Here is a 25,231-nt window from a genome sequence, read left to right as displayed (position 1 = left end):
CCTCAGTAAAAACTTTTTTTGCCTCGATCTTGGGTTTTTCGTAAGCATTTCAGGCACTTTGTGCCACACATCAGGATATAACTTTATTACAAAAACCCCTCTCCCGCCCTTCGGGCACCTTCTCCCCGTTTCCGGGGAGAGGGGAAATTGAGGGAAGTTATTTAGAAGTCCTGTCAATATAAAATTGCAATGACTAAATTTGACTATCCGTTATATCGCATTTAGGGATTGCAGACATTATCAAGCTTATGTATGACTTGAGTCGAATTCACAATTAGCGCAAAACTGGTGTGAGTAAAGGTTCTAAACACCATCACTTCGCCAATTCGCTCAGGGGGTAGCATGACCGTTTGGCCTGTGTTAATCGGATCGCGCACGGCTTTCGGTCGGCTGTAAATGGCAAGGACATCGCCCGGCTCAAGGTTATAATCTTTTCCTCGATCTAAGACAGCCACATACCCTGTTGCCCCCTGCTCATCATCTCCCAATAGGTCGATAATGGAGCCTTTAAACTGTTTGGTCGGCTCTTGCGGCTCGAAATATAAGTCAAAATAGGGGTGTTGATTGGGGATGACCCTGTCAGCGACTTCGACACCTGTGGTGATCTCCGTCAGTAATAATACAGCAGGCTCCCCACCTTGAATTAATTCACCATAGCCAATCAGTCGAGATTTATAACCCAAACACCGATTCGTTTCCGGTTCTCGATAAATGCCACTTGGTCGAAAGACTGCATAGGATAGCCTTTCACCCACCGGCAGTTTGGTACTTGGATGCAAGCATTTTACATAAACGCGATCGCCTTGGCCGGCTCTTAAACGCTCACCTAGATAATCAAGCACATAGGGCGCTTCGTTTAATCGATCTTCATCAAATACCCATGAGTTATTTAAAAACGGCTCAATATCGGTTAAATGAATTGGCGGAATGGCATTAGCACCGCCCTCAATGCGGGTGTGTGGGGATAGTTTGATGGTGCCATTAGGCAACACTTTTAAAAAGGGTTGTTTTTGGTAAAAGCTAAGCTTTAAGACATCGCCTGGATAAAGCCGATTGGGATTTTTGATAGTTGGGTTTGCATGCCATAGCGCTTTCCATTCCCAAGGTTTTTGCAAGTATTGATGAGCAATCGACCAAAGCGTATCGCCAGGTTGAACGGTATAGGTTTTTGGATAATCGTCTCGTAAAGTGATGGCTTGAGCAGTGGTTGAAATTAAAAACACCATCATGAGCAGTAGCCGCATGGTCATGTCCCTTTTTACTTGCTAAATAAATGACTATTAGGGATAATAACACGCTTTTTAATGAAAAATATAGAGTTAGTATGGCTATTTATCCAATCGTCTATTTACCTGACCCTTGCCTTCGCAAAGTTGCAGCACCGATCAATCAATTTGATGATGCCCTGCAAACGTTGATTGAAGACATGTTTGATACCTTATATGAGGCACGCGGTGTTGGTCTTGCAGCGCCCCAAATTGGTATTAGTAAGCAATTATCAGTGATTGATGTCATTGGAGATAAAAAAAATCAGCTGGTGATCATCAATCCCAAAATAATTGAAAGAGAGGGTGAGAAAGAGTATGTTGAAGGCTGTTTATCCGTTCCAGGCCCCTATGAAAAAGTGATCCGCGCTGATAAAGTGACCGTTTCTGCTTTGGATAGACATGGAAAACCGTTTGAAATTAGCGCTGATGGATTATTGGGTGAATGTTTGCAGCATGAAATCGATCATTTGAATGGCAAATTATTCATTGATCTACTTTCCCCACTCAAGCGTAAAGTGGCGCGAAGAAAAATGGATAAGCATTTGCGAGTCAAGGCAAAAAAGCATGAATAAACCGCTAAAGATTCTCTTAGCTGGAACACCTGATTTTGCGTTACCTTGTTTTGAAGCCATTGCTAAAAGTCATCATTCAGTTTTAGGCGTATGGACCCAACCCGATAGGCCGGCTGGGCGAGGGAGAAAATTGCAAGCATCCCCCGTCAAGCAATGGGCGCAAGAGAAGGGCTATTTAGTCCACCAACCTGACACTTTACGCGATATAGAGGCCCAAGAGGCGATACGCCTCCTTAAGCCCGATGTGATGATTGTGATTGCATATGGACTGATTTTACCCAAAGCCATTTTAGCTATCCCTCGATTTGGCTGCATCAATATTCATGCCTCATTACTGCCACGATGGCGTGGGGCTTCTCCTATCCAACAGGCCATCCTGGCAGGTGATGCACAAACAGGCATCACCATCATGCAAATGGATGTTGGTATGGACACAGGGCCTAGCTTAAAAAAAATACCTTGTCCAATAGGCAATCAAGATACGGCCGCCGTTTTGCATGATAAATTGGCAGCTCTTGCGGCTTCCCCATTGCTTGAGATTCTTGAAAGGCTCCCGACACATCCGGTTGAGTGTGTTCCACAACCTGAAGAAGGAGTTACTTATGCGCCTAAGATTTCTAAAGAAGATGCAAGAGTAAACTGGCAACAAAGTGCCTGGCAAATTGACTGCCAGGTTAGAGCGTTTTATCCTTGGCCAGTTGCGTATACTGATCTATCGGAACAGGTGCGATTGCGAATTGTTTCTGGGCATCGAGTGGATATCACGACGAATGCAAACCCGGGAGAAATCATTCAGCTTGATAAACAAGGGATGGTTGTTGCCTGTGGTCATGAAGCCTATTGCGTGAATCAGCTGCAATTCCCGGGCGGTAAAGTGTTGTCTGTCGCAGAATGGCTAGCATCCGGAAAAAAAGATTTAGCAGTGGGTCAGCAATTGTTGTCTGAAGCGCTGTGATGAAGTCACCCTCAACCCACAATAATGCACGTCTTAAGGCCTTTGAAGCCTTAAAAGCGGTGATGATTGAAGGTCAATCGTTAACCCAAGCATTGAGTGTGTTCCCCGATATACCCGCCTACGCTAAAGCAATCTGTTTTGGTACGCTTCGAGATTATCAACGTTTATCCGTCATCATCAACCAGTTAGTGGATAAAAAACCAAAAAAGAAAGCCCTAGAAATATTGTTGCTGATGGGCATTTTCCAACTTCAGTCCACCGATAAACCGGATTATGCATGTGTCACAGAGACGGTTTCTTTGACCCGTGTGAATAACCTGGGCTGGGCTTCGGGAATGGTTAATGGGGTGTTGCGTCGATTTATTCGTGATAAGGCTAATATCCTTCTGCAATGTGAGCAGGATGAACGATATCGATATAACCACCCGGTCTGGCTAATCGATAAGCTTCGTCAAGCCTGGCCTGACCACTATCAACAACTACTCAAGGCAAACGATCATCAGGCACCAATGACAATACGGGTAAACTCAGCGAAAACCACGCCACTTACCTATTCTCAACAATTAGAAGCAGTCGGGGTGTTCAGCCGTTTATCCCAACATGTTCCCACAGCCATCACGTTATCAACCCCAATGGCTGTGGAGGAAATGCCAGGATTTAGTCAGGGATTATTGTCTGTGCAAGATGAGGCTGCTCAGCTAGCTGGGCCTTTATTGCGTTTATCTCCCGGTCAACGCGTCTTGGATGCTTGTGCGGCACCGGGTGGAAAAACCTGTCATATGTTGGAACTGGAACCAACGTTAGCAGAAGTTGTCGCAATCGATGTCTCCGAAAAAAGGCTTGAAAAAATTCGGGAAAATTTAAAGCGCCTTAATCTTCAGGCAAGCCTTTTGTGTGCTGACGCGGGGGATGTTGATGCTTGGTGGGATGGGAAGCCATTTGACAGAATACTCTTGGATGCGCCATGCTCAGCACTTGGGGTGGTTCGACGCCATCCGGATATAAAATACCACCGAAAGCCGGAAGATATTACCCAGTTAATCGAAACACAAAAGCGATTATTGAATGCATTGTGGCCTTTATTAAAACCAGGTGGACTATTGCTCTATGCTACTTGCTCAATATTACCGGAAGAAAATGATCAGCAAATGGAAGCGTTTTGCGAACAATGGGGCGATGCAAATGTTGAGCCTATTCAACTCAATTTACCCTCTGCCTCGAAACTTGGGTTGCAATTATTCCCAACACCTAACGGTTACGATGGATTCTATTATGCCCTATTACGCAAGTCCTAAGTATATACCCGTGATCATTCAAAAAGCGAGTTTTCTGCTTTTTCTCTTTCGCCCTGCACAACGTTAAAAAACACACAAGGGAATGAGTCATTGCGCGATTTTTAACGTTGTGCAGGATCCAAAAATAAAGGCGCATAAATCCTCGCATTTTGAATGATCACGGGTATATTGAAACAAGGCGAAGTTACAACCAATTTAAAATACGTTGATATTCGCGGTATGCGATTGCGTCTTTAGATTGATTATGGGATGATATTGCTATCATAGAGATACTTAAAACCGTATCCAGATAAAGCGTTACGGAATGTTGGCAATTTTCAAACCAATTTTTAAAAGAGATAATAAGAACAGGGTTTAACCATTAGATGATGACATGGCTACGCAATATTACATTGACTAGTTTGCTTATACTAGCATCATTAAGCTATGCAGCGCCTGCCGATTTGATGGATGTTTATAAACAGGCATTAGAAAATGATCCCATATTCAAAGAAGCTTATAGCACCTACATGGCCTCTCGTGAGGCTGTCCCTCAAGCAAGAGCACCGTTATACCCACAAGCAAGTGTTAGGGCTAGCACCTATCGAGTTATCCAAGATACAACAACAAATACCATTGGTGGGTTATTCAGTTTCCAAGGGACCTTTGACACCACTATTTGGCAGCTGACTACTTCTCAAACAATTTTTAATTTTAAAGTGTGGGCATCGTTAAGACAGGCTCATGCAACCGTCAAAGCAGCACAGGCTGTTTTTAACAGTGCCGCCCAAGACTTAATATTAAGAACGGCTCGATCATATTTTGATGTTTTGTTAGCGAACGACACCTTGGTCTTTGCTATCGCTAAAAAGCGTGCGAACCACCGGCAGTATCAACAAGCAAATCAACGGTTTAAGGTGGGTTTGGATGCCATCACCTCTGTCTATGAAGCAAAAGCAGCGTTTGATCAGTCAACAGCAGAAGTCATTGCTGGCGAGAATAATCTTGAAAATCAAAAGGAAAATTTACGTAAATTAACCGCACACAAATATGAGTCAATCGCACCACTTAGAAACCAATATGTCCCTCTGATAAAGCCTGAGCCAGCGGATATTGATGACTGGGTGAATACTAGCATCAGTCAAAATTATAGTTATTTAGCAAGAAAGTATAATTTAGAAGCAGCAAGAGATAATATAAAAGCCGCTAATGCTGGGCATATGCCGACGTTAGGGGTTGAAGGCACTGCCTTACAGGTTCGCAACAAAATCAATAACTCGAATTTTTTTGCACCCGCCAATAATGGCGATGCTCGCATAGGCATAGTGTTAAGTGTCCCTTTATTTCAAGGGGGGTTGGTGGAGTCACAGGTTAGGCAAGCGCAATATAATTTCCAAGTGGCCTCTGAACAATTAGAGCAATCTTATCGCGGGGTGGTGGTGGATACCCGGATTGCCTATAACACCATTATCAATGGCATCAGCAAAGTTAAGGCGGATAGACAAACGCTGATTTCTCAGCAAAACACGGTGGAAAGCACGGAGGCTCAGTTTCAAGTTGGGACCCGCACCATGGTGGATGTAACACTTGCCCAACAACGCTTATTTGAAGCACAAAGGCAGCTAGCACAAGATCAATATGCTTTCATTCTTGCCATTCTTCAGTTAAAATTCCTTGCTGGCACTTTGAATGTTGATGATATTGAGCTCGTTAACTCCTGGTTAAAAACCACGCGAGTGAGCGGCTTTTATTCTGGCGATCAATCAAAGAGCGGCAAATAACCTGGGTTTTATGAAATACCTAGGCGTTTCCCCCATAATTCACGTGTTTTATAGGTACTATTTCTGATGTCTCAGTCGTTTTCCTCTGTCGAAAAAAAATTACTCCATTATACTGGCAAAGCCATTTCCGATTACAACATGATTCAAAAAGGGGATAAAGTGATGGTTTGCTTGTCGGGCGGGAAGGATTCCTTTACGTTACTGACCTTGCTTAACCATTTGCGAATTCGCTCTGGAAATAAGTTCTCCCTCATGTCTTTCACGTTGGACCAATCCCAACCTGGTTGGGATGATAGTCGTTTGCGACAGTGGTTAGATGAAAGAGATATTGTCTATGAGATTTTAACCCGTGATACATACAGTATTGTCAAAGAGAAAATCCCAGAAGGTAAAACTTATTGTTCGCTTTGCTCTCGTTTGCGTCGTGGCATTATTTATCGTTATGCTGAAGAACATGGGTTTACTAAGATAGCATTGGGCCATCACCGCGATGATTTAATCCGTACATTGATGATGTCTATTTTATATAACGGTGATATTCGCTCCATGCCGCCGAAATTACTCAGTGATAATAAAAAGCATATTGTTATTCGGCCAATGGCATATGTGCAAGAACAAGACATTATCACCTATGCGCAAGAGCAACAATTTCCAATTATTCCGTGTAATTTATGTGGATCGCAAGAAAATTTAGCACGAAAAAAAGTCGCTCGCTTAATCGATACACTGGCGGAAGAAAATCCTAAAATCCCGAGTAATATATTGCATGCATTACAATCTGTTAAGCCTTCTCAATTAATGGATAAGCATTTGTGGGATTTCAAAGGATTGGAGAAAGGATTAGGTGAAGAAAGGCTGGTAGACGAGCCACTTGCGGTAGATGCCTGCCTTGAAATAGAAGATTAACTGCTATCGATAGGTGCAACCAACCTATTCAGATTAGCGTGCATGGGCAGGGGATACAAGGGCGTGTCCACATCCTCGCTACAACTAATGGGGTGAGGACACGCCTTAGAGCAAGCCCATTAAAATACGAATTCTTTGGGTTTACTCTTATCAATCATCATGGGGATGTTTGTTTCAAACAATTCTTCTGAGGTCCATGTTTGCTCATGGGAGTAATGATGAAGTTGGCCACTCATGATGGGATCGCGCCCAACAATCGCAAAGAGTTTACCGCCTGGTAGAACTTGTAGACGGTGGCTTTCTTCAATTCGCTCGATAGCTGCTGTCATGATGACAACATCGTAGGGTGCGCCTTCCAACCACCCCTTTGCCGCATCACCGGTGATTAGTTCGACATTATCGAGCGCCAAGAGAGCAAGATTTGACTCGGCTAATTTGGTTAGATCGGAAAAATAGTCAATTGAAATGACTTTTTTAGCGAGTTTCGCAAGCATGGCTGTTAAAAACCCAGATCCTGTGCCAATTTCCAAAACCGTTTCATGGCCGGATAAATTGAGGTTTTGTAAAATTTTTCCTTCTTCAGTCGGAGTGAGCATGCGTTGTTCATGCAGCAGAGGTATCTGCTTATCGCAGTAGGCGAAATCTGCATAGTCTTTGGGGACAAAATGGGCTCGGTCGATGCTAAAATACAAATCAAGGACTTTGGGATCCAGGATTTCTGCTGTTCTTAACTGCTGTTTAATCATATTAATTTTGGCTTGCATCGGTTGCATTGTTTTACCCATCAAAAAGGTTGTTAACACGATTTGCAAATTTTAACAGGAATTTTGTTTCATACAAAGCATCTCAAGCACAAAGTGTTGCACATTCAAGTAATCACTTCGAATCAACAACCCCTCATCCGCCCTCTGGGCACCTTCTCCCCATGTCTGGGGAGAAGGGAAAAAGAAGGAAGTTAAATAGAAGGCATCTCAAGCACAAAGTGTTGCACATTCAAGTAATCACTTCGAATCAACAACCCCTCATCCGCCCTCTGGGCACCTTCTCCCCATGTCTGGGGAGAAGGGAAAATGATAGAAGTTATTTAGAAGGCATTTCTTAATTTCACTAGAGCAATTGTCTATAATTTGCTATCATCGGGCAATTTTAATGAATTGAGGATACTGAAGTGCACCAGCGATTTAATCAACATTTGTTAGCTGAAATCGAACAGGTCAAACAGGAAGGACTCTATAAATCGGAGCGTGTCATTGAGAGCCAACAACAAGCGGATATTGTTGTCAATCATCAGCATGTCATCAACTTATGTGCGAATAATTATTTGGGGCTCGCCAATAATCCGGATCTCATCGATGCAGCGAAAACAGCGGTTGAGAAATATGGTTATGGGATGGCTTCCGTGCGTTTTATTTGTGGCACGCAAACACCTCACAAACAGTTAGAAGCAAAGATTTCTCAATTTTTAAGTATGGAAGACACTATATTATATTCTTCCTGTTTTGATGCGAATACCGGTTTGTTTGAAACGTTGTTAACAGCCGAAGATGCCATTATCAGTGATGCATTAAATCATGCAAGTATTATTGATGGGGTTCGCCTCTGTAAAGCTCAAAGGCTGCGCTATGCGAATAATGATATGGCAGATCTCGAGGCAAAATTGCAAGAAGCGAAATCAGCACGTTTTCGTTTAATTGCAACGGACGGTGTTTTTTCAATGGATGGTACGCTAGCCAACTTACCTGCGATTTGCGACCTTGCTGAAAAATATGATGCCATGGTGATGGTTGATGATTCCCATGCGGTTGGTTTTATGGGTGAGCGAGGCCGTGGGACCCCTGAGCATTTTGGTGTCATGGATAAAATAGACATTCTCACAGGAACGTTAGGTAAAGCGCTGGGGGGCGCTTCAGGTGGTTATACCTCAGCGTCTAAGCCAATTGTTGAATGGTTACGCCAGCGTTCTCGCCCCTATTTGTTTTCCAATACCTTAGCGCCGGTGATCGCAGAAACCTCAATCACCGTGTTAGACAAATTAATGGCAGATAATCAGTTGCCCAAAAAACTGAAGCAAAATAGCCACTATTTCCGTCAAAAAATGGGTGAGCTTGGATTTAATTTAATCCCTGGCGAGCATGCGATTATTCCTGTTATGATAGGCGATGCAGCACTCGCCAATCAAATGGCCGATGCATTGCTCAAAGAAGGCATCTATGTCATAGGGTTTTCGTATCCAGTTGTGCCTAAAGGGCTTGCTCGAATTCGTACTCAGATGTCTGCCGCTTTGACAAAAGACGATTTGGATAAAGCCGTTTCAGCTTTTGCAAAAGTTGGTAAACAATTACATATCATTCAATAAAGGTAGAATCATGAAATCCCTGGTTAAAGCAAAATCCGAGCCGGGTATTTGGATGCAGGATGTGCCAGTACCGACATACGGTGTCAATGATGTCTTAATTAAAATCCATAAAACAGCGATTTGTGGAACCGACATCCATATCTATCATTGGGATGAATGGGCGCAAGCGACCATTCCTGTTCCGATGACAGTCGGCCATGAGTTTTTTGGTGAGGTTGTCGAGTTAGGCTCTGAAGTACAAGGGCTCAAAGTGGGGCAGCGCGTGTCTGGCGAAGGGCACATTACCTGCGGCCATTGTCGTAATTGCCGAGCAGGAAAGCGCCATTTGTGCCGCAACACAAAAGGTGTGGGCGTTAATCGTCCTGGCTGTTTTGCTGAATATTTATCAATTCCAGCATCCAATGTGGTGCCAATGCCTGATAATATTAAAGGTAACCAAATTGCTATCTTAGATCCTTTTGGCAATGCGACTCATTGCGCCTTAGCCTTTCCCATGGTGGGTGAAGATGTGTTAATCACAGGTGCCGGACCAATAGGAATAATGGCAGTTGCTATAGCAAAACATGTGGGGGCGCGGTATATTGTCATTACGGATATCAATGACTATCGACTCTCTTTGGCTGAAAAAATGGGGGCCACCCGAGCCATCAATGTTAAGAATCAATCTATTTCCTCAGTGATGACCGAGCTGGGTATGTTGGAAGGGTTTGATATTGGTTTAGAAATGTCAGGTAATCCGACAGCTTTAAATAGCATGGTCGAAAGCATGAACCACGGTGGATCCATTGCCATGTTAGGAATCCCACCCGAGAAAACGCCCTTAGATTGGAACCAAGTGATATTCAAGGGGTTGCAAATTAAAGGGATTTACGGCCGAGAAATGTATGAGACTTGGTATAAAATGATTTCTATGTTACAAAGCGGTTTAAATATCGATCCGGTTATTACCCATGAGTTTGATGTTGATGACTATCAGAAAGCGTTTTCAATGATGGCATCTGGTCAAACAGGGAAAGTCATATTAAATTGGACGTGACCCTTCAAAAATACGATTTAATTCAATTAATCCATTTAACCTTCAATATATAGAGGAAGTTTATGTCGCAGTATATTTTTACGATGAATCGATTAAGTAAAATTGTTGATAATAATCGATATATTTTAAAAGACATCAGCTTAAGCTTTTTTCCGGGCGCAAAGATCGGCGTATTGGGGTTGAATGGTTCTGGGAAATCCACCTTACTAAGAATCATGGCAGGGGTTGATACCCATTTTCAAGGGGAAGCGAGACCTCAACCAGGCATTCAAATTGGTTATTTAGAACAAGAACCAAAATTAGATGAAACAAAAACAGTGCGGGAAGTGGTTGAAGAAGGGGTAGCACCCATTAAGGCTTTGTTGACAGAATTTGATGAAATCAGTATGCGATTTGCTGAGCCAATGTCGGATGATGAAATGAATGACTTGCTTCAAAAGCAAGGTGAGCTGCAGCAAAAAATTGAAGCCGCTGATGGTTGGTCGTTAGAGCGTAAGCTGGAAGTGGCTGCCGATGCACTGCGCTTGCCTGATTGGGATGCGAAGATTCAACATTTGTCGGGAGGAGAAAGGCGTCGAGTTGCATTGTGCCGACTGTTACTGTCAAACCCCGATATGTTGTTGTTGGATGAGCCTACAAACCACTTAGATGCGGAAAGCGTGGCCTGGTTAGAGCGCTTTTTGGAAGATTTTCCGGGTACGGTGGTGGCAATTACGCATGATCGCTACTTTTTAGATAATGCGGCAGAGTGGATTTTAGAATTAGATAGGGGCGAAGGGATTCCTTATAAAGGAAATTATTCAGCATGGCTTGAGCAAAAAGAAGCTCGTCTTGAGCATGAAAAACGGCAAGAAGCGGCCCATCAACGAGCTATCAAGGCCGAATTAGAGTGGGTTAGATCGTCACCGAAAGGGCGACATGCCAAAAGCAAAGCAAGATTAGCCCGCTTTGAAGAGTTAAACTCGAAAGAGTTTCAAAAACGCAATGAAACCAATGAAATCTATATCCCACCCGGTGAAAGGTTAGGCGATTTGGTGATAGAGTGCGATGGGCTATCGAAAGCATTTGGGGATAAAGTCTTAATCGACAATTTGAACTTTAGCTTACCTAAAGCCGGCGTATTAGGAATAATTGGTCCGAATGGGGCGGGTAAGTCAACCTTTTTAAAAATGTTAGTAGGGGATGAGCAGCCTGACAAAGGACAAATTCGCATTGGTGAAACGGTTAATATCTCCTACGTCAACCAAATGCGTCATCAACTCGATAGTAAAAAAACAGTATGGGAAGAAATTTCGGATGGTCAAGACATCTTGCAGGTTGGACAATTTGAAATGCCTTCGCGAGCCTATGTCAGTCGATTTAACTTTAAGGGCTCGGATCAACAAAAAACGCTGGCTCAATTATCGGGTGGGGAAAGAAATAGAGTTCATTTGGCAAAATTATTGAAAAGTGGCGCGAATGTATTATTGCTGGATGAGCCCAGTAACGATCTGGATGTGGAGACATTAAGAGCGTTAGAAGAAGCCGTGCTTAATTTTCCTGGTTGTGTGATCGTGGTATCGCATGACCGATGGTTTTTGGATCGGATATGCACGCATTTACTTGCTTTTGAAGGTGATTCACGAGCAGTGTTTGTAGAAGGCAACTATTCCGATTATGAAGAGGATAGAAAGCGGCGCCTAGGTGATGATGCAAATCAACCAAAACGAATAAAATACCGACGTATTACTGCATGAGGAAGTTATGATTAAGGCCATCAAAGCAGGTTTATTATTATGCTTGACTATTCAACTAACCAGTTGCATGGAATTTGATGAGTCTACGATAGTGGTTGATGATAATGGACGCGTCCATCATACTCAGCACTATCTTAGAGATAAGCGTGGGCGAGATTATTTCCCCCAAACGATTAAGCCCATGAGCCAAAAGTTGTTTATTTTCGACCCACGTGCACACGCATGGGCCGCTTATGATGAAACCGGTCAACGTTTGATGACTGGCTCAGCGTCCGGAGGAAAAGCCTTTTGTGAAGACGTTGGCGAAAAATGTTTAACAGCGGTAGGCACTTTCCATGTTTATCTTAAAGGAAAGCACAATTGCAGGTCTGGTGAATACCCCGTTGATACCCGCGGTGGGGCAAAAATGCCTTATTGCATGTTTTTCTATCGGGGTTTTACCATCCATGCCGCCTATGAAGTGCCCGATCAAAATACCTCACATGGTTGTGTGCGTGTTTTGCCCAGTGCTGCGAAATGGCTAAATGAAGAATTTATGACCGTTGGTACAAAAGTCATCGTTATGGATTACCCAACCGAAGAGATGTACCCTCCTGAACCGGAAAAGAATGAAACAGTTGAGACAGCAAATGCTTAAGAATGCTCTCGCATCAACTTAGTTGGCTCATGTTTCGACGATACGTTTCTTTGTCAATTCGATCGTTGACCTTAAGCGCTGGTTAACAATGAATCATTGAAACGTTACAATTCGACTTTCCAATTATCGAGATAGGCTCTTTGTAAGCAGTGGCTATCCATCGGCTTGGCAAAGTAAAAGCCTTGTAGCATGGGGATTTTTAATTTCTGGCACAGCGCCATTTGCTCTTTGGTTTCAACCCCTTCGCAAATGATGTTTAACCCCAGCACATTTATCAAAGAGACCAAGCCTTTTAATAAAAGGATTTTTTGCTTATCAACGTTTGTGTCCGGTAATAAAGACCGGTCGATTTTAATGGTATCAATCCGTAATTTTTGTAAATAATTCAACGATGAATAATCGGTTCCAAAATCATCTAACGCAATTTTAAATCCCAAATCTGCCAGTTGGTTAACGGTGGTCACGTGGTATTCAATATTATTGATAAGCGCTGATTTTGTTAACTCAAATTGGATATGGTTTGGGTTAATATCATATTTATGTAAGCAGTACCGTACAAACGGTACGAGGGATTCATGACTGGTTTGCACGGCTGATAAATTGATAGATAATTGAATCGATTCATGAATTTTTGCAGACCACTGTTTCAGCTGAGCAAATGCCGTTTCAATAACCCATTGGCCAATGGAGATGATTGAGTTATCTTCTTCTGCAATGGGTATAAAAGAATCTGGCGTGCGGATGGCTTGATTATGATGCCAACGGAGCAATGCTTCGAATTGGATAGGCTGGCTCTTATTCATCCGAAATATTGGCTGAAAATGAAGCTCAAAGGCATTTTTATCGATCGCTTGCTGCAGTTCAAGCGCAATTTGGTAACGTCCGAGGAACGCTTCCTCCATGTCTTTATCAAATAATCTTACCTGATTTCTGCCAGCGTGTTTCGCACGGTACATCGCGATGTGTGCGTATTTAAATAAATCATTCGCGTTACTACTATCCATGGGACTCAGTGCGATGCCAATGCTAACATGGGCGTTTATTTTTCTTTTCTGTAATGCAAAACACCGTCTCATGTTTTGCATAATCCTTTTTGCAACTTCATGGACCTGCTCGATTGAATGGAAGTGGGTGAGGGCAATGGCAAACTCATCACTTCCTAGGCGAGCAAATATCTCATGACCACGCAAACAATTTTTGATTCGATGCACCATATTGACTAATAGCTTATCGCCAAACCCATACCCATATTGTTCATTGATAAATTTAAAATGGTCGATATCGATTACCAACAAAGCTGTTTGGCTGTTTGTAAGAAGTTGGTTGGCGAGAGTTTCGTTAAAAAGTTGATCGAAACAGGCCCTATCTGGTAAACCGGTTAATGTATCAAGTGTTGCTGATTTTTCATATTGGCTTAAGTCTTCCCTGATTTGGTTTTCAAAATGATATTGGCATTTTGCTTTGGCAATAGCACGGAGTATATGGGCATGCTTTAATTCATTGAGGGTTAAGACTTCATGGGCACCAGACGAAAAGTAGTCTTCATAGAGATGAGCATTCTGATCTTTTGATAGTACGATAATCGCACTGGCTGTGCGCCTTAATTGTTTTTTTAATTGCAAGATGTTATCCAATGTTTTGTAAACATCATCGTGTGCCATAATGATAACGGCATCAAAGCTCCCATCAGAAAGAATCTGTAAGGCATTGAAGCAATAGGGTGTCTTGGTGATTGATATTGTTTGCAGGCATAGGGGAAGGTTTAAGTCAAAGAGCGCTTCCATTTGATTGTGGACAAGCAATACATTCATTACCAGTTTCCATTATTTATTTCAGCGTGATGATTGAAATTCCTTCAACCTGCACCCAAATCCAATTTTCATCATCCTTTTAATAAGGTGATGATATAAGTATAGACAAGTCAAATATTTTCATCATTCAGAATATCTTTTGCTTCGACTTGGGGGGCAAAAGCATTTCAATGACATTGTGCTAAACTTCAAAAAATAGCTTCGAATTAACAACCCTTGCCGTCTTTTGGGAGCCTTTACCCATGTTGGGTGATTAGGAAAAAGGAAGGAAGTTATCGAGAAGATCGGTCAATTGAATAAACAAGGAGTTACTATGAAAAAATTTGCTCATATTTTTGCAGTGGCAAGCTTGGGGGTATTTTCGCCAGTGTTGATGGCAGATGATGCAGGGGCTAAAAACTTTACTGAACTGCAGCAGCAGATACAACAAGTGCAGTCTGATAATCAAAAGCAGATTGCCCAAATTCAACAAAACTTTCAAACTCAGATAAAGCAGCTTAATGATCAAATTACCCAATTAGGGAGTACCACTGAGAAAAGAATTCAAACGGTTCAGCAAGAAATGCAAGCGCAATTAAAGGCTGCCAACGATGCTCAACAGAAATTAATCCAACAGTTGCAAACCCAATTGAATGCTCTGCAAAAGAAATAATTGCAATGTCTAGTTGGATTGTTCATCTTACTAAACAAAAAGCACGGATTAGTTTTCGGTATAGAGTGAATCGTTATAAGTCTACAAATACGTTTGTGTTTGAGCTACGAGCTCATTCATCTTGCTTTCGTCGTGCGCATGGATGGTAATATGGCCAAGTTTACGATTAGGCCTTGCTTCTTTACCATAAATATGGGGATAAACGCCTGGCATAGAGGGAAGTGAGTCTGGTTGCTCGGAAATGATATTTAGCATGGTGCTATATCCAAGCGCTTCGGTGGATCCAAGGGGTAAATCTAAAATGGCGCATAAATGGTTTTTAAACTGGCTGGTTTGGGCCCCTTCAATGGTCCAATGGCCCGAGTTATGAACTCTCGGGGCAATTTCATTCACGAGCAAATTATTATTTTTAACAAAAAACTCAATGGCCATCACGCCAACGTAGTCGAAATGTGTCATTAACGATTCTGCGTATTCTTGAGCTTGTAATGTCAGATGTTTATTGTTAATCGGTGCGGTCGATTGTCTTAAAATGCCGCCACGATGTATATTTTCCGTTAATGGGTAAAAAGCGATTTTACCGGAGCGTGAGCGCACCGCAATGATGGATACTTCCGCATCAAATTGGCAATACTGCTCTGCGATTAAAGGATAATTTTTTAATTGGTCCCAGGCCGATTTAGCATCATCCATATCCTGAATGACATATTGGCCTTTTCCATCATACCCCCCTTGGCAGGTCTTAAGAATAATCGCTGTTGTTGAACGGGTCACGAAATCATATAAATGATCCCAATCCGGAATGGCTTGGAATACGACAGTCGGAATGGCCAGCTTTTTCAGTAAGTTCTTTTCCAGTTTTCTATCTTGAGTAATGCGGATGGATTCTAGGCTTGGATAGATTGGGAAATGGTTTGCAATGGCCTCAACGGCTTCGAATGGCAAATTTTCTGTTTCAATGGTGATGCAATCGACGCCTTGAAAATATTGGATAATGGCATCGGTGTCTTCATACACCACATGTAACACATCCGCGACTTGTTGGGCACAGCAATTTGGTGTGGGATCGACGCAGATCACTTCAATATTTAAAGGTTTTGCCGCAATTGCTAACATTTTTGCTAATTGGCCTCCACCGAGGATACCGACTTTCATTTGAGTGCCTCTCTCGGATCACTATCATCTAAAACGGCCTGTGTTTGTTGCTGTCGATAATTGACGAGCGCTTTGGCGATGTCATCGTATTTGTTGGCTAATATGGAGGCGGCTAATAGCCCAGCATTTGCTGCACCAGACTGGCCGATTGCTAAGGTGGCGACGGGTACTCCTTTTGGCATCTGTACAATGGATAATAAAGAATCAAGTCCATTCAGCGAGTCCGATTTCACAGGGACGCCCAGAACAGGGAGTGTCGTTTTTGCAGCGATCATTCCTGGCAAATGGGCAGCACCGCCGGCGCCGGCAATGATGACTTCAATGCCTCGATTTTTGGCTTGCTCAGCAAACGTAAATAATTTATCCGGTGTTCGGTGAGCGGAAACGACCGCCACGTCGAACGGAATTGCAAGCTGTTCTAGAATGTTGGCAGCAGACTCCATGGTTTGCCAATCGCTTCGTGATCCCATGATAACACTGACCAAAGGAGATATAGTTGCCATGATTGCCTCTTCTAATTTGGTATCAAAAACAGGTCGTATCAGAATGTAAACGGGGTACTCTAGTCGTTTATGGCTAAATTTTCAATAGCAAGCCCGACTTAGGTGACATTTATTAGCCGGGCTCGTTTGCTGGAAACAGGTGATTTCGGCTTATTTTTCTTTATATAAAAAACCAAAGGTAAGACCAAGCACTAAGCCAAAAATGATATGGATGACAAAGGTCGCTATGATCACCTCGATACCTAATTCTTTAGCGAAAAATCCATGCTCCATCACGGGCATATAACCAACCATCATTAAAGCCCATACACCGATTGCAAAAAGGATACCACGAAACCAGTAAGCACCGGGCAATATGCCCATTACAATCGCAAAAACGCCACCCCAAATGATTGAACCCAATACAAAGTGGATTACCCAACCAATTGTTCGAGATTCGTCGCTAAAATATTGGCTAAAGTCTTCGATAATATTTAAATCAGGGATAAGGCCATACTTTTCCTTCAGGACCATTAACAAACTGATAACAACGGTGGCTAAGAAACCAGATATAATTCCGGCTAATTGTTTATTCACGCTATTCTCCTTTTTCGTCGATTCATCCATTTTTACAGCGTTTATGTAAAGGGCATGATGGCCACTCACCGCATTTATGTAGCGACACCCTACCTTATAGTAACCTGTAATTTTAATAAAATCATTGTTTTTAAAGAGAAAATTAGGGGACAATGAAAAAAGAGGTTTATTCCGATGTTGGATAATATCAAACCATTTATTTTTAGGTAAAAAATCGGCATCATAAATAGGGCGTATCCTTAAATAGGTCATGCCCAAGAGGGACGTGATTCTAATCGACCAAAATGAATCGTTTACAATAGGGATAAGGAAAGAACTATGTCGAATGAGAGTAAAGTGGTCCGAGGGGTAGATTTGCATTTTATACCAGAACAACCGCCGAAAGACAGTAAGAAAAAAATTGTTCATACGATGCTTCGCTTATTGTGTGATGATTGGAATGGCGGATGGCTGGATTTTCTGGATATCCCCGCACTCAGCGCTATCTTAATTAAAGAAGACCCTAAATTTATCGCATTATTAAACCAAGGCTTAAAAGATGGTTTTATGTATTTATTAAACCAGTTGCAAGGCTTGAAAATGACGCCAGACTTGTTGTTGAGAGCGCAAATTTATATCCAAAACTGTTTATGCTTTTTGCCCTATACCAATCCTGAACTCAATGAAACCATCGTTCTACCGGAGTGGATCGATAACAAATGGCAACCAGTGACTTACACCATTGAGCCAATGTTATTAACCTCTCCCCCCAAATGCGGCAGCTTTTTTACTCAGCCAAGCGATCAATTTTATGCGTTTGGATTAAAGCCGGTCGATAAGGATTTGCCCGTTCGGGCAAAATTAGTATTTCAAGCGTCCGCATACCCTGCCGGAAAAGGGTTTTGGATTGCGGTAAAATCGGATATGAAAGCTTTTCAGACACCAGGGAATGATTTGCTTAAATCAGGACAAAGGGTGATTGACAATTGGGTCAATCAACTCGATAGGCCAGTGGATTTTGTTGGGATTAGCTTAGGGGCTATTATGGCGATTACTGCCGCCATTGCCAATGGAAAGGTCACAAAAGTACATGCCTATAATCCACCCGGCTATTATGGTCAAGATCTAGCAAAGCTCAGTGATAAACAAATACCAGAGGTCCATGTCATACGTAATGCAGGGGAACCTGCGTCTGAGTTAGGCAGTTTTGATCCCCGCTTCAAGGTGCATCTATTAACGCCTAAAAAGGAATATCAAAGTAAACTCTTTCTGATTCGCCATGCCTTGAGCTTTGCTAACAAAGGCAGCACTAAATTCACCGAATTGGATGTTGAGTCACTGAATCGAGATAACCATCATCGAAATATCGTGTATGGACCGATTCGGGCATTAGGCGATTTGCTATTGATCAAGCCATTGGATTTAGGGCGTGCAATCGCCCATATTCCGAGTAATATCATTTGCCGCTTAAAATCCTAATTGAAAACCCTCTTTGTTAGGCTTAGCCCTAACAAAGAGATGCAATAACTACCCTTACTTTCCAAAACCAAAACGCTCAATTTCTTTGGTTATCTGCCCGTATTCATTGACATACCCTAAACCAATGTGGGCAGCTGTTAAATGGATAGGCGTTTCAAGGTTGTTTTGTTCATATTGTTGAATCAATAATGCGACGTCATCATGAAACGCTTGGGCGGTTTTGCTATCCTTAAACTTTTTTGCCATTAAGGTAAAGTGTGGTGATAATTCAAAGAACACATTTGGGCTGCCATAGCGTTGATAGGCGCGTTGCTTGGAGGGATAGTTCTTTGCCCAGTCTGGAATAGGTGCATTTTGGTTTCGTAAGTCGTGAACTGCCAAAACCATTTCATCACTGTAGTTTTGAATGATTGGGTTTAGCCCATTTGATTGGATTTGATAATCGACATCCAGCATAACGTAGTTACCCTCGGTGATATAAATCTTTGCCGTCGCAATCGTGAAAGGGTGCCAATTTGCTGTTACCCGTGTCATGATTTTGGTGACATCGGCAATATGGTTTGATTCAAAATCAGCAAGGTATAACGTGGTATGCAAAGGAAAACGGTCGATAAATGGCTCAATATGGTATTTTTCAAAAATTCCGTTTGATTTTAAATAATCAGTGAAGTGGTGGATATATTCCTTGAGGACATTGTCTTCATAGGATACATAAATATTTAACGGTAGCGCTTGGCAAAATTGACAAAAAATACTAAACAGTACACAGATTAGCCACTTCATATTAATTCCTTGTGAATGCAAAAGCACCTGATAATAAGCTATTTCTGCGAAAAACAATAGCCTGCTTTAGTTAACCTTTGTACCGGACAATTTCTTAAAAGCCCTGTCGTTGCGAGCTTTGCGAAGCAATCCAGTTCGATCTCTGAACGGAATTCTGTTCTAGATTGCTTCACTATGTTTGCAAAGACGGCTTTTTTTAAGAATTGTCCAGTACAAAGTTAGTTAACTATACACGATAGGAAGTTAATTTTTCGTTAATATTTATTTGATAAAATATATCCAGTTTGCTTTATTTATATTTAGGGTCCAATTATCATGAAACCAATTTCTAAAATAATCATAGATGCTGTCGATTATGCCAATTATAGATATTATTCTCGTCCATTGAGTGTGCTAAATCTTAAAAAATTGGTATTGCCTATTATTCCAATAGGAAAGACAAAGGTTCTGTCTATTGGTGATGAGAAAGTTTATCAATTACGAATTTCTCATGGTTTACCCCATGCTATTGCTGCTATGGAACTAATAGAAGCAATTAATGAGCAATATCAAAAATACGTTCCAAATTTTGATGGTAATTTTGGTGAAATTGCTAATAAATTCAACTTATCTCCTGAAGTGTTATTAGAATTCATTCAAGTTGCAGCGCTATTTCATGATACAGGCCGCAAAGGGGATGGCGTTGATTTATGGGATGCTGACAGTGCAATAGCAGCCAAAAATTACTTTGATCATATGATTAATAAAATCAATCAAACAAGGAAAGATCAAGACCAAATTTCTTTGGCAATCAGCACGGTGCTGGCTGGAGCAATAGAGCATAAAGACGATTCTGCACAGTTTAGGAATGCGTTTAACAAATATCATAAAGACATTGATCTAATTAGACAGTTTATCAATATGGCTGATACCTTAGAAGTGATGCGTTGTCGTGATGATTTTAATCCAAATTATTTACCCATCATGGGTTGTATCGATGATGAAGCGCATAAAAAAGCGGTGATAGAGGATCTGGTTATTCCCCATCGCAAAAGAATTTTTGCTGAAGGGAGAAATTCGAAAAAAGCTCGAATAGTTAACTGTTTTGGCTATGAAGATAACCCAATTACCATGCCAGAAGGCAGTCAGGGAGAGAATCTTTGCAATACAATTGACCAAATTTTTAGTAAGTATCATTTGCACAAACTGGATAAAATTGATTCTGATAGATCGAGTGATCTATTCGAAGACGTTCTCGAATCAATAAAACATTATCTATCCCAGTTTAAAATTGCTGAGGTTCGAGTATTTAATAATGGGCTATTTAATCCTGGTTTTAGCGGCACAAAAGGTAAAGAACGTGCCAAATACTATCAATCAAAACTTATTGCGGCACAAACAGCAGAAGAAAAAGGCTTAATTCTGTATGCACTCATAGCTGATTCAAACAGTAGCCAATTAAAGCATGAGGTCTTACGGCGCTTGGGGAATTACAATCAAAAGGCTGTGTTGGATAAACTTGGTTCATTTTTAAAGAAAGAAGATGATGTGACGTCGTTTGATAAACAGATCCATGAGCATATACAAGCGGCGAATCAAAATTATCCTGATGCGAGCTTGTTTGTGAGTTTCGCAAATTTAACGATGGAGTGGCTTCAAGTAGCCTTAGACCTTTTCATATACTCCCTGAGCCTAATCATTAATCCTATTGCATCTGCTATGGGCTTTTCAGGTTTGCAGAGGGGGCTTAACATTTTCAGTACAAGTTCAAAGACACATTCTAAAGTTGATTTGCAAGAAACAAATCAATTCAATAGCAACTTAATCTCACAATAAATAATCCAGGTTAAGGGGTATAAGGAAAGGTGTGAAGAATCACACTTTCCTTATACCCCAAAAACAAACGAAACGCGTTTAATCATTAAATAGTATTTTTTCACCATTAAAGATCGTCGTTTGATTACACTACGACCGGAATTTGTGAATCGGTATTGATAGCAGGTTTATTAGAATAATCATTGACAAACCAGGACAATCGGCTTCGTTGATCGCCTTCGAAACCATAGGCTTTTAGCTTATGGCCAATTGTCGCATGTGGATTCCAACGTTTCTCGTCGGGATTTTTTCGGGCCACTTGGTGGGCTAATTGGCAACAAATTCTTGCAAAGCTTAACCCCTTTTGAACCGCTTTATAGTTGTTAATCTCATCTTGCAACCCCTCTAGTTCGTCGGAGGATGTATCAGGATGAGCTACTTTTTCTTCCATCGTTTGGATGATTTTTTCTATTTCTAAAAGGGTTGCGAGGGATTCTTCTCCCGTCCAGTGAGCGACACTTTCACCGAATGCCATTTTCACACCTTGTTTGATGTACTCTTTGAGGCGCTCATTTTTTTCTTGGTCGACTACGCGCTGAGCTTGCTCGAATGCGTTTTGGCTGAGTTTATATTGAATGACAGAATATGCATTATTCTCGGAGAGAACGATTTTATCACCGCAATAGCCATGTTGGTTATCCGTTTTTGAGGGCTCAGCAAAGTCATAGTCTACATGATTCGGGGAGAGCGTCGTAAGCGCCTTTTCGATATTGACTTGCCAGCCTAAACTCCAAACATAGGCTTTAAAAAGGAAACTCAGTGGCAATAGTAAGGGCAAGAAGAGAATTTTGCCTATATAGGTGGGCCACTTATCATACTTCCTCGGCATCACCAAGTCGATGATGGTTTGATCAAAGCGTTTGAACGAGCGGCTGAAATATAATTTAACATCGATCCCTTCTTTTTTTAATTCAGCGGCAGCCAATGCAGCGAATGCCCCACCCAAGCAAAGGCCATATAAAGTAATATCGTTTGGGTCAACTTTTTTCTCATTAATTAGAAACTTCACCTGTGCAACAATATCATCAATGATATCTTGCTGGCGAATCAATTGACCCGAACTTTGGCCAATGCCACGATAATTAAAACCAACCACGTTGGCTTGAGTGGCGATGGCGTCTTGTTCCATATCGCCAATCCAGTCTAGATAGGAACGCCCACGGGCGGCACAATTTATAACGTACTTACTGGATGGTTTTGGGGGGGCGATATAAATACTATCAAGCACGACATCCTTGTTTTCTGGCTTATTTACCAGTTGTTGGACATCAATCGTTTGAAATTGGTATGTCCGGTGATTCATTTGAATAGGTGCCAGACCATCATGACTGAGTTTGTCATTGATCGTTTGCAAAATCATTTGAAATTGCTCGGGATTATGGTGCTTTAAAATAACTTTCTGGGGGTCAATGTTATCTTGTTTAATAGTTGTGTATACAAATTGTGCTATGTCGTCTGCGGTTTGCACTGGATCTGGGTCTTGGATATGGATGCCTTTTTTTCGGTCAATCCAATGTCGAACACGGGTTGCAAGAAAGTTATGTAACCTAAATATTTTAATATACCAGCGTGTTTTTTCTTCTTCTTGATTGAATTTACTGCTGATATTAAATAAATAGTAGCTCTCATTGTTGCTTTTTATATCCGGGCTGACATGCGCAGCATCCTCAGCCAGAATTTCGTAATAAGGCTTATCTTTTATGATGGCAAACTCTAAAACAAAACGAGCCATCTTAGCTTGTAGGTAGTGAAAGGGACTCAATTGATTTCCTCTTTTTTAATATCTTAAATTTGATGGAAATGCATGGGTTATTTAATCAGTTTATCATCAATAGCTTAACAGAATATTAATCAAATTTTGTCCCATGAAAAAATACTATGTGCCGGACAAAACATATTATCTCAACACTGCACGTCATAAGGGTTGGGAGTAAAAACTTTTGACATAACATTAACCAAACCACATAATAAACGGGATGAGTTTTACAGGATGTCAAACACAATGCTTTATCAGTTCAATATTAATGCTAGTGAGTGGAAGCTTGCTCATGAATTATTGGCAAGTCAGAATGAAGGAATTCAATTCAAATCTCTTCCTAGTACGCAATTATTCAATCTTAGTCTTTTTTCTGATCCTGCGCCGGTGCTCAACCATGATTTTCTCAAGGTAAATGGCAAATTAATTGCCTTGGCACCTGAGAAAGAAGGAAGAATAGGCAAAGGATCCCATGGCATTGTTCGAATTGGTATCGATGAGCTGGGGAATCGATATGCGATTAAAGTGGAGCATATTACACGACTATCACTCACGAAAGAGTTTGAGATTCTTGGTGATTTAAATCTTGCCTATGGCCGGCTCATATCAATCGCTAATAGTCGAATTTATACTGTTATGCCTTATTTAGGGCGGCCACTCCATAAATTGTTGAAAAAAAATGAATTGGATTTCCAGGAGCGATTAAGGATTTCGATAAAATTATGCCTCATCGTAGCAAGTCTTCATCAAGGTCTTGCCTCAAAAAGCAAGACAGCTTATGCCCACTTGGATATTAAACCCGAAAATGTGGTGATTGATGAACAAAATGACCCGCATTTAATTGATTTTGGCTATGCTGAAACAAATCCCAATGATACGAACAAAGCCATTTGTGGAACGGCGCCTATGCTACCAAATGAAAAAAATATTAAAAAAGTACCTAAACGATACTTAGATAGTTTAGCATTAAAGCGAACTCTCTACATCCCGGATATGTTTAATTGTATCTGGGGCTTATCTCGACGTGAGGATGAAGATACAGCCCTATTGAGTACGAAGGAACTTGAACTAATGGGCTTGAAGGCAATTTTTAATACGGGTGTTGATGATGAAACCAATAAACAAGATTATTGTGCTCGTTATACGTCAGCCATTTCAATGGCAGCCATGCTTGCGATCGCTTATTTAAACCTCGGTATTGATTATCAGACGGTCGATTTTGACAACTGTATAACGAGCGGACAAAAAATTCCAGCGCAAGAAACAATAAAATCGGTGCTCAAAGAATTTTTTGATTCGGAGAAAAATAGAAAAGAAACGATCGTGAGCCCACCTGTTTTATCAAAAGCGTGTTAGCTATCCAATTTTCGTTGAATAAATCATGGAAAAGAATAGTCTGACAAAGCGGGTGGTAGGGTTGTGAAATAATCATGATCATTAAATTGTATTTATCTAACAACATGGCTATAATCAAGTCCCGCTGTTTTAAAAGGATCATAATAATGAAAAAAATTTCGCTTTTTTTAACCCTTTCTTTTTTGTTTGCCGCTAATACTTGGGCAAAATCGGAATTTTTCTGTGGATATAAAGATTATTTCCATATCAGCAGTCAGTCGCATCCTGGCATCTATATTGCCAATGCAACCGCGGATGGTGATATTTTATTACAATCATTAGGGCCAAGAAGCTTTATTATCCGTGACACCCCAAAATGTGTGAACGGGTTTGCACATGTGACCTTGGTTTTAGATCAAACTAATTGGTGTGTGCTTGATATCAAAGATGGACCCTATATGTGGGAACCAACCATGCACGCAGCCTGCCATGGCTTAGTTTTCAAGGGTATGACCTATGATGGTTTCCGAACCCACTCATACACAATTAACATCGAATAATTGATTGAATGGTTGGGTGGCCTGCCCAACCATTTTCTCAAACCGGCTCATAACACCCAATCTTCATATGCACTTGGTAATATTTGACAAGTTGTTTGTCAATGAACCCTCTAATCTCAATCACCTCAAACCAGTCTAGGTGTAGATGGTGATTTTTTGCTTCAGACACGCCGTTGTCAATGGCATTCTCAATACTCTTTTCAGAAGTGCCGACTAGCTCAATGATTTTATATACTCTGTCAGTCATCATGCATCCTTAATTCCTAT

The 25,231-nt window shown here is 41.4% G+C and carries 23 protein-coding genes; 14 read left to right on the top strand and 9 right to left on the bottom strand.

From position 1 onward, the window contains the following. Positions 1-221: 221 nt before the first annotated feature. Positions 222-1,250, bottom strand: coding sequence for a LysM peptidoglycan-binding domain-containing protein (locus AB3348_RS04030; protein ID WP_367606274.1), 1,029 nt, complete (start codon positions 1,248-1,250; stop codon positions 222-224). Between the two features lie 74 nt (positions 1,251-1,324). Here AB3348_RS04030 and def point away from each other — a divergent pair, with 74 nt between their 5' ends. The 5 genes from def to ttcA all read left to right on the top strand — a co-directional run bounded on the left by def (position 1,325) and on the right by ttcA (position 6,756). After that, entirely contained in the window at positions 1,325-1,840 is a 516-nt protein-coding gene (gene def, locus AB3348_RS04025; protein WP_367606273.1) for a peptide deformylase, read from the top strand. After that, a complete protein-coding gene (fmt, locus tag AB3348_RS04020; protein ID WP_367606272.1) occupies positions 1,833-2,795 on the top strand; it encodes a methionyl-tRNA formyltransferase in 963 nt (320 codons plus the stop codon). Before def ends, fmt begins: the two co-directional genes overlap by 8 nt. Beyond that, the gene (gene rsmB, locus AB3348_RS04015; protein WP_367606271.1) at positions 2,795-4,090 is read left to right on the top strand and encodes a 16S rRNA (cytosine(967)-C(5))-methyltransferase RsmB; all 1,296 of its coding nucleotides are present in this window, start codon (positions 2,795-2,797) and stop codon (positions 4,088-4,090) included. The genes fmt and rsmB overlap by 1 nt, the downstream gene beginning before the upstream one ends. 365 nt (positions 4,091-4,455) lie before the next feature. Beyond that, the gene (locus AB3348_RS04010) at positions 4,456-5,850 is read left to right on the top strand and encodes a TolC family outer membrane protein (protein ID WP_367606270.1); all 1,395 of its coding nucleotides are present in this window, start codon (positions 4,456-4,458) and stop codon (positions 5,848-5,850) included. 66 nt (positions 5,851-5,916) lie between these two features. Continuing rightward, the gene (gene ttcA / locus AB3348_RS04005; protein ID WP_367606269.1) at positions 5,917-6,756 is read left to right on the top strand and encodes a tRNA 2-thiocytidine(32) synthetase TtcA; all 840 of its coding nucleotides are present in this window, start codon (positions 5,917-5,919) and stop codon (positions 6,754-6,756) included. A 119-nt stretch (positions 6,757-6,875) separates the two neighbouring features. On the opposite strand, the gene AB3348_RS04000 is transcribed toward ttcA, so the two are convergent. After that, on the bottom strand, positions 6,876-7,502 hold the full coding sequence (locus tag AB3348_RS04000; protein WP_367606530.1) for a protein-L-isoaspartate O-methyltransferase: 627 nt from the start codon (positions 7,500-7,502) through the stop codon (positions 6,876-6,878). A gap of 422 nt (positions 7,503-7,924) precedes the next feature. Here AB3348_RS04000 and AB3348_RS03995 point away from each other — a divergent pair, with 422 nt between their 5' ends. From AB3348_RS03995 to AB3348_RS03980, 4 genes are all read left to right on the top strand, one after another. Next, complete coding sequence (locus tag AB3348_RS03995; protein ID WP_367606268.1) at positions 7,925-9,112, top strand: glycine C-acetyltransferase; 1,188 nt, start codon at positions 7,925-7,927, stop codon at positions 9,110-9,112. A 10-nt stretch (positions 9,113-9,122) separates the two neighbouring features. Next, positions 9,123-10,148: an L-threonine 3-dehydrogenase gene (gene tdh, locus AB3348_RS03990; protein WP_367606267.1), complete on the top strand. Its 1,026-nt coding sequence runs from the start codon at positions 9,123-9,125 to the stop codon at positions 10,146-10,148. Between the two features lie 62 nt (positions 10,149-10,210). After that, positions 10,211-11,884, top strand: coding sequence for an energy-dependent translational throttle protein EttA (gene ettA, locus AB3348_RS03985; protein WP_367606266.1), 1,674 nt, complete (start codon positions 10,211-10,213; stop codon positions 11,882-11,884). Positions 11,885-11,891: 7 nt separating this feature from the next. After that, positions 11,892-12,521, top strand: a complete 630-nt coding sequence (locus AB3348_RS03980) for a L,D-transpeptidase (RefSeq protein WP_367606265.1) — start codon at positions 11,892-11,894, stop codon at positions 12,519-12,521. A 104-nt stretch (positions 12,522-12,625) separates the two neighbouring features. Here the strand turns inward: AB3348_RS03980 and AB3348_RS03975 are convergent, their stop codons facing one another. Next, positions 12,626-14,332 (bottom strand): putative bifunctional diguanylate cyclase/phosphodiesterase, encoded by a 1,707-nt coding sequence (locus tag AB3348_RS03975; protein WP_367606264.1) that lies wholly within the window; start codon positions 14,330-14,332, stop codon positions 12,626-12,628. Between the two features lie 313 nt (positions 14,333-14,645). On the opposite strand from AB3348_RS03975, the gene AB3348_RS03970 reads away from it, so the two are divergent. Beyond that, a complete protein-coding gene (locus AB3348_RS03970) occupies positions 14,646-14,984 on the top strand; it encodes a hypothetical protein (protein WP_367606263.1) in 339 nt (112 codons plus the stop codon). A gap of 81 nt (positions 14,985-15,065) precedes the next feature. On the opposite strand, the gene AB3348_RS03965 is transcribed toward AB3348_RS03970, so the two are convergent. The 3 genes from AB3348_RS03965 to AB3348_RS03955 form a co-directional block, all read right to left on the bottom strand. Then, positions 15,066-16,139, bottom strand: coding sequence for a 5-(carboxyamino)imidazole ribonucleotide synthase (locus AB3348_RS03965; RefSeq protein WP_367606262.1), 1,074 nt, complete (start codon positions 16,137-16,139; stop codon positions 15,066-15,068). Continuing rightward, complete coding sequence (gene purE, locus AB3348_RS03960) at positions 16,136-16,633, bottom strand: 5-(carboxyamino)imidazole ribonucleotide mutase (protein WP_367606529.1); 498 nt, start codon at positions 16,631-16,633, stop codon at positions 16,136-16,138. The genes AB3348_RS03965 and purE overlap by 4 nt, the downstream gene beginning before the upstream one ends. A gap of 159 nt (positions 16,634-16,792) precedes the next feature. Beyond that, entirely contained in the window at positions 16,793-17,218 is a 426-nt protein-coding gene (locus AB3348_RS03955) for a DUF6789 family protein (protein WP_367606261.1), read from the bottom strand. Between the two features lie 318 nt (positions 17,219-17,536). Here AB3348_RS03955 and AB3348_RS03950 point away from each other — a divergent pair, with 318 nt between their 5' ends. Then, positions 17,537-18,676: a hypothetical protein gene (locus AB3348_RS03950; protein WP_367606260.1), complete on the top strand. Its 1,140-nt coding sequence runs from the start codon at positions 17,537-17,539 to the stop codon at positions 18,674-18,676. Between the two features lie 54 nt (positions 18,677-18,730). Here the strand turns inward: AB3348_RS03950 and AB3348_RS03945 are convergent, their stop codons facing one another. Next, complete coding sequence (locus AB3348_RS03945; RefSeq protein ID WP_367606259.1) at positions 18,731-19,459, bottom strand: 2'-5' RNA ligase family protein; 729 nt, start codon at positions 19,457-19,459, stop codon at positions 18,731-18,733. 315 nt (positions 19,460-19,774) lie between these two features. On the opposite strand from AB3348_RS03945, the gene AB3348_RS03940 reads away from it, so the two are divergent. Beyond that, complete coding sequence (locus tag AB3348_RS03940; RefSeq protein ID WP_367606258.1) at positions 19,775-21,274, top strand: SidE phosphodiesterase domain-containing protein; 1,500 nt, start codon at positions 19,775-19,777, stop codon at positions 21,272-21,274. A gap of 124 nt (positions 21,275-21,398) precedes the next feature. On the opposite strand, the gene AB3348_RS03935 is transcribed toward AB3348_RS03940, so the two are convergent. Further along, positions 21,399-23,075 (bottom strand): alpha/beta hydrolase family protein, encoded by a 1,677-nt coding sequence (locus AB3348_RS03935; protein WP_367606257.1) that lies wholly within the window; start codon positions 23,073-23,075, stop codon positions 21,399-21,401. A gap of 228 nt (positions 23,076-23,303) precedes the next feature. Here AB3348_RS03935 and AB3348_RS03930 point away from each other — a divergent pair, with 228 nt between their 5' ends. After that, positions 23,304-24,425: a hypothetical protein gene (locus AB3348_RS03930; protein WP_367606256.1), complete on the top strand. Its 1,122-nt coding sequence runs from the start codon at positions 23,304-23,306 to the stop codon at positions 24,423-24,425. A gap of 146 nt (positions 24,426-24,571) precedes the next feature. Then, positions 24,572-24,964, top strand: a complete 393-nt coding sequence (locus AB3348_RS03925; protein WP_367606255.1) for a hypothetical protein — start codon at positions 24,572-24,574, stop codon at positions 24,962-24,964. Positions 24,965-25,001: 37 nt separating this feature from the next. Here AB3348_RS03925 and AB3348_RS03920 read toward each other — a convergent pair whose 3' ends face one another. Next, a complete protein-coding gene (locus AB3348_RS03920) occupies positions 25,002-25,211 on the bottom strand; it encodes a dodecin (RefSeq protein ID WP_367606528.1) in 210 nt (69 codons plus the stop codon). Positions 25,212-25,231 lie beyond the last annotated feature (20 nt).

This window comes from Legionella sp. W05-934-2, assembly GCF_964199965.1.
In the GTDB taxonomy this organism is placed as follows: domain Bacteria; phylum Pseudomonadota; class Gammaproteobacteria; order Legionellales; family Legionellaceae; genus JAFIFT01.
The sequence above is the reverse complement of the archived record's forward strand: the minus strand, read 5'-3'. Positions and strand labels throughout refer to the sequence as shown.

Coding starts and splice junctions, on each gene's coding strand:
- AB3348_RS03930 (WP_367606256.1), top strand. CDS start 23,304: ATGTCAAACACAATGCTTTATCAGTTCAATATTAATGCTAGTGAGTGG.
- AB3348_RS03940 (WP_367606258.1), top strand. CDS start 19,775: ATGAAACCAATTTCTAAAATAATCATAGATGCTGTCGATTATGCCAAT.
- AB3348_RS04030 (WP_367606274.1), bottom strand. CDS start 1,250: ATGACCATGCGGCTACTGCTCATGATGGTGTTTTTAATTTCAACCACT.
- AB3348_RS03950 (WP_367606260.1), top strand. CDS start 17,537: ATGTCGAATGAGAGTAAAGTGGTCCGAGGGGTAGATTTGCATTTTATA.
- AB3348_RS03945 (WP_367606259.1), bottom strand. CDS start 19,459: ATGAAGTGGCTAATCTGTGTACTGTTTAGTATTTTTTGTCAATTTTGC.
- tdh (WP_367606267.1), top strand. CDS start 9,123: ATGAAATCCCTGGTTAAAGCAAAATCCGAGCCGGGTATTTGGATGCAG.
- def (WP_367606273.1), top strand. CDS start 1,325: ATGGCTATTTATCCAATCGTCTATTTACCTGACCCTTGCCTTCGCAAA.
- fmt (WP_367606272.1), top strand. CDS start 1,833: ATGAATAAACCGCTAAAGATTCTCTTAGCTGGAACACCTGATTTTGCG.
- AB3348_RS03975 (WP_367606264.1), bottom strand. CDS start 14,332: ATGAATGTATTGCTTGTCCACAATCAAATGGAAGCGCTCTTTGACTTA.
- ttcA (WP_367606269.1), top strand. CDS start 5,917: ATGTCTCAGTCGTTTTCCTCTGTCGAAAAAAAATTACTCCATTATACT.
- AB3348_RS04010 (WP_367606270.1), top strand. CDS start 4,456: ATGATGACATGGCTACGCAATATTACATTGACTAGTTTGCTTATACTA.
- ettA (WP_367606266.1), top strand. CDS start 10,211: ATGTCGCAGTATATTTTTACGATGAATCGATTAAGTAAAATTGTTGAT.
- AB3348_RS03925 (WP_367606255.1), top strand. CDS start 24,572: ATGAAAAAAATTTCGCTTTTTTTAACCCTTTCTTTTTTGTTTGCCGCT.
- AB3348_RS03970 (WP_367606263.1), top strand. CDS start 14,646: ATGAAAAAATTTGCTCATATTTTTGCAGTGGCAAGCTTGGGGGTATTT.
- AB3348_RS03980 (WP_367606265.1), top strand. CDS start 11,892: ATGATTAAGGCCATCAAAGCAGGTTTATTATTATGCTTGACTATTCAA.
- AB3348_RS04000 (WP_367606530.1), bottom strand. CDS start 7,502: ATGATTAAACAGCAGTTAAGAACAGCAGAAATCCTGGATCCCAAAGTC.
- rsmB (WP_367606271.1), top strand. CDS start 2,795: ATGAAGTCACCCTCAACCCACAATAATGCACGTCTTAAGGCCTTTGAA.
- AB3348_RS03920 (WP_367606528.1), bottom strand. CDS start 25,211: ATGACTGACAGAGTATATAAAATCATTGAGCTAGTCGGCACTTCTGAA.
- AB3348_RS03965 (WP_367606262.1), bottom strand. CDS start 16,139: ATGAAAGTCGGTATCCTCGGTGGAGGCCAATTAGCAAAAATGTTAGCA.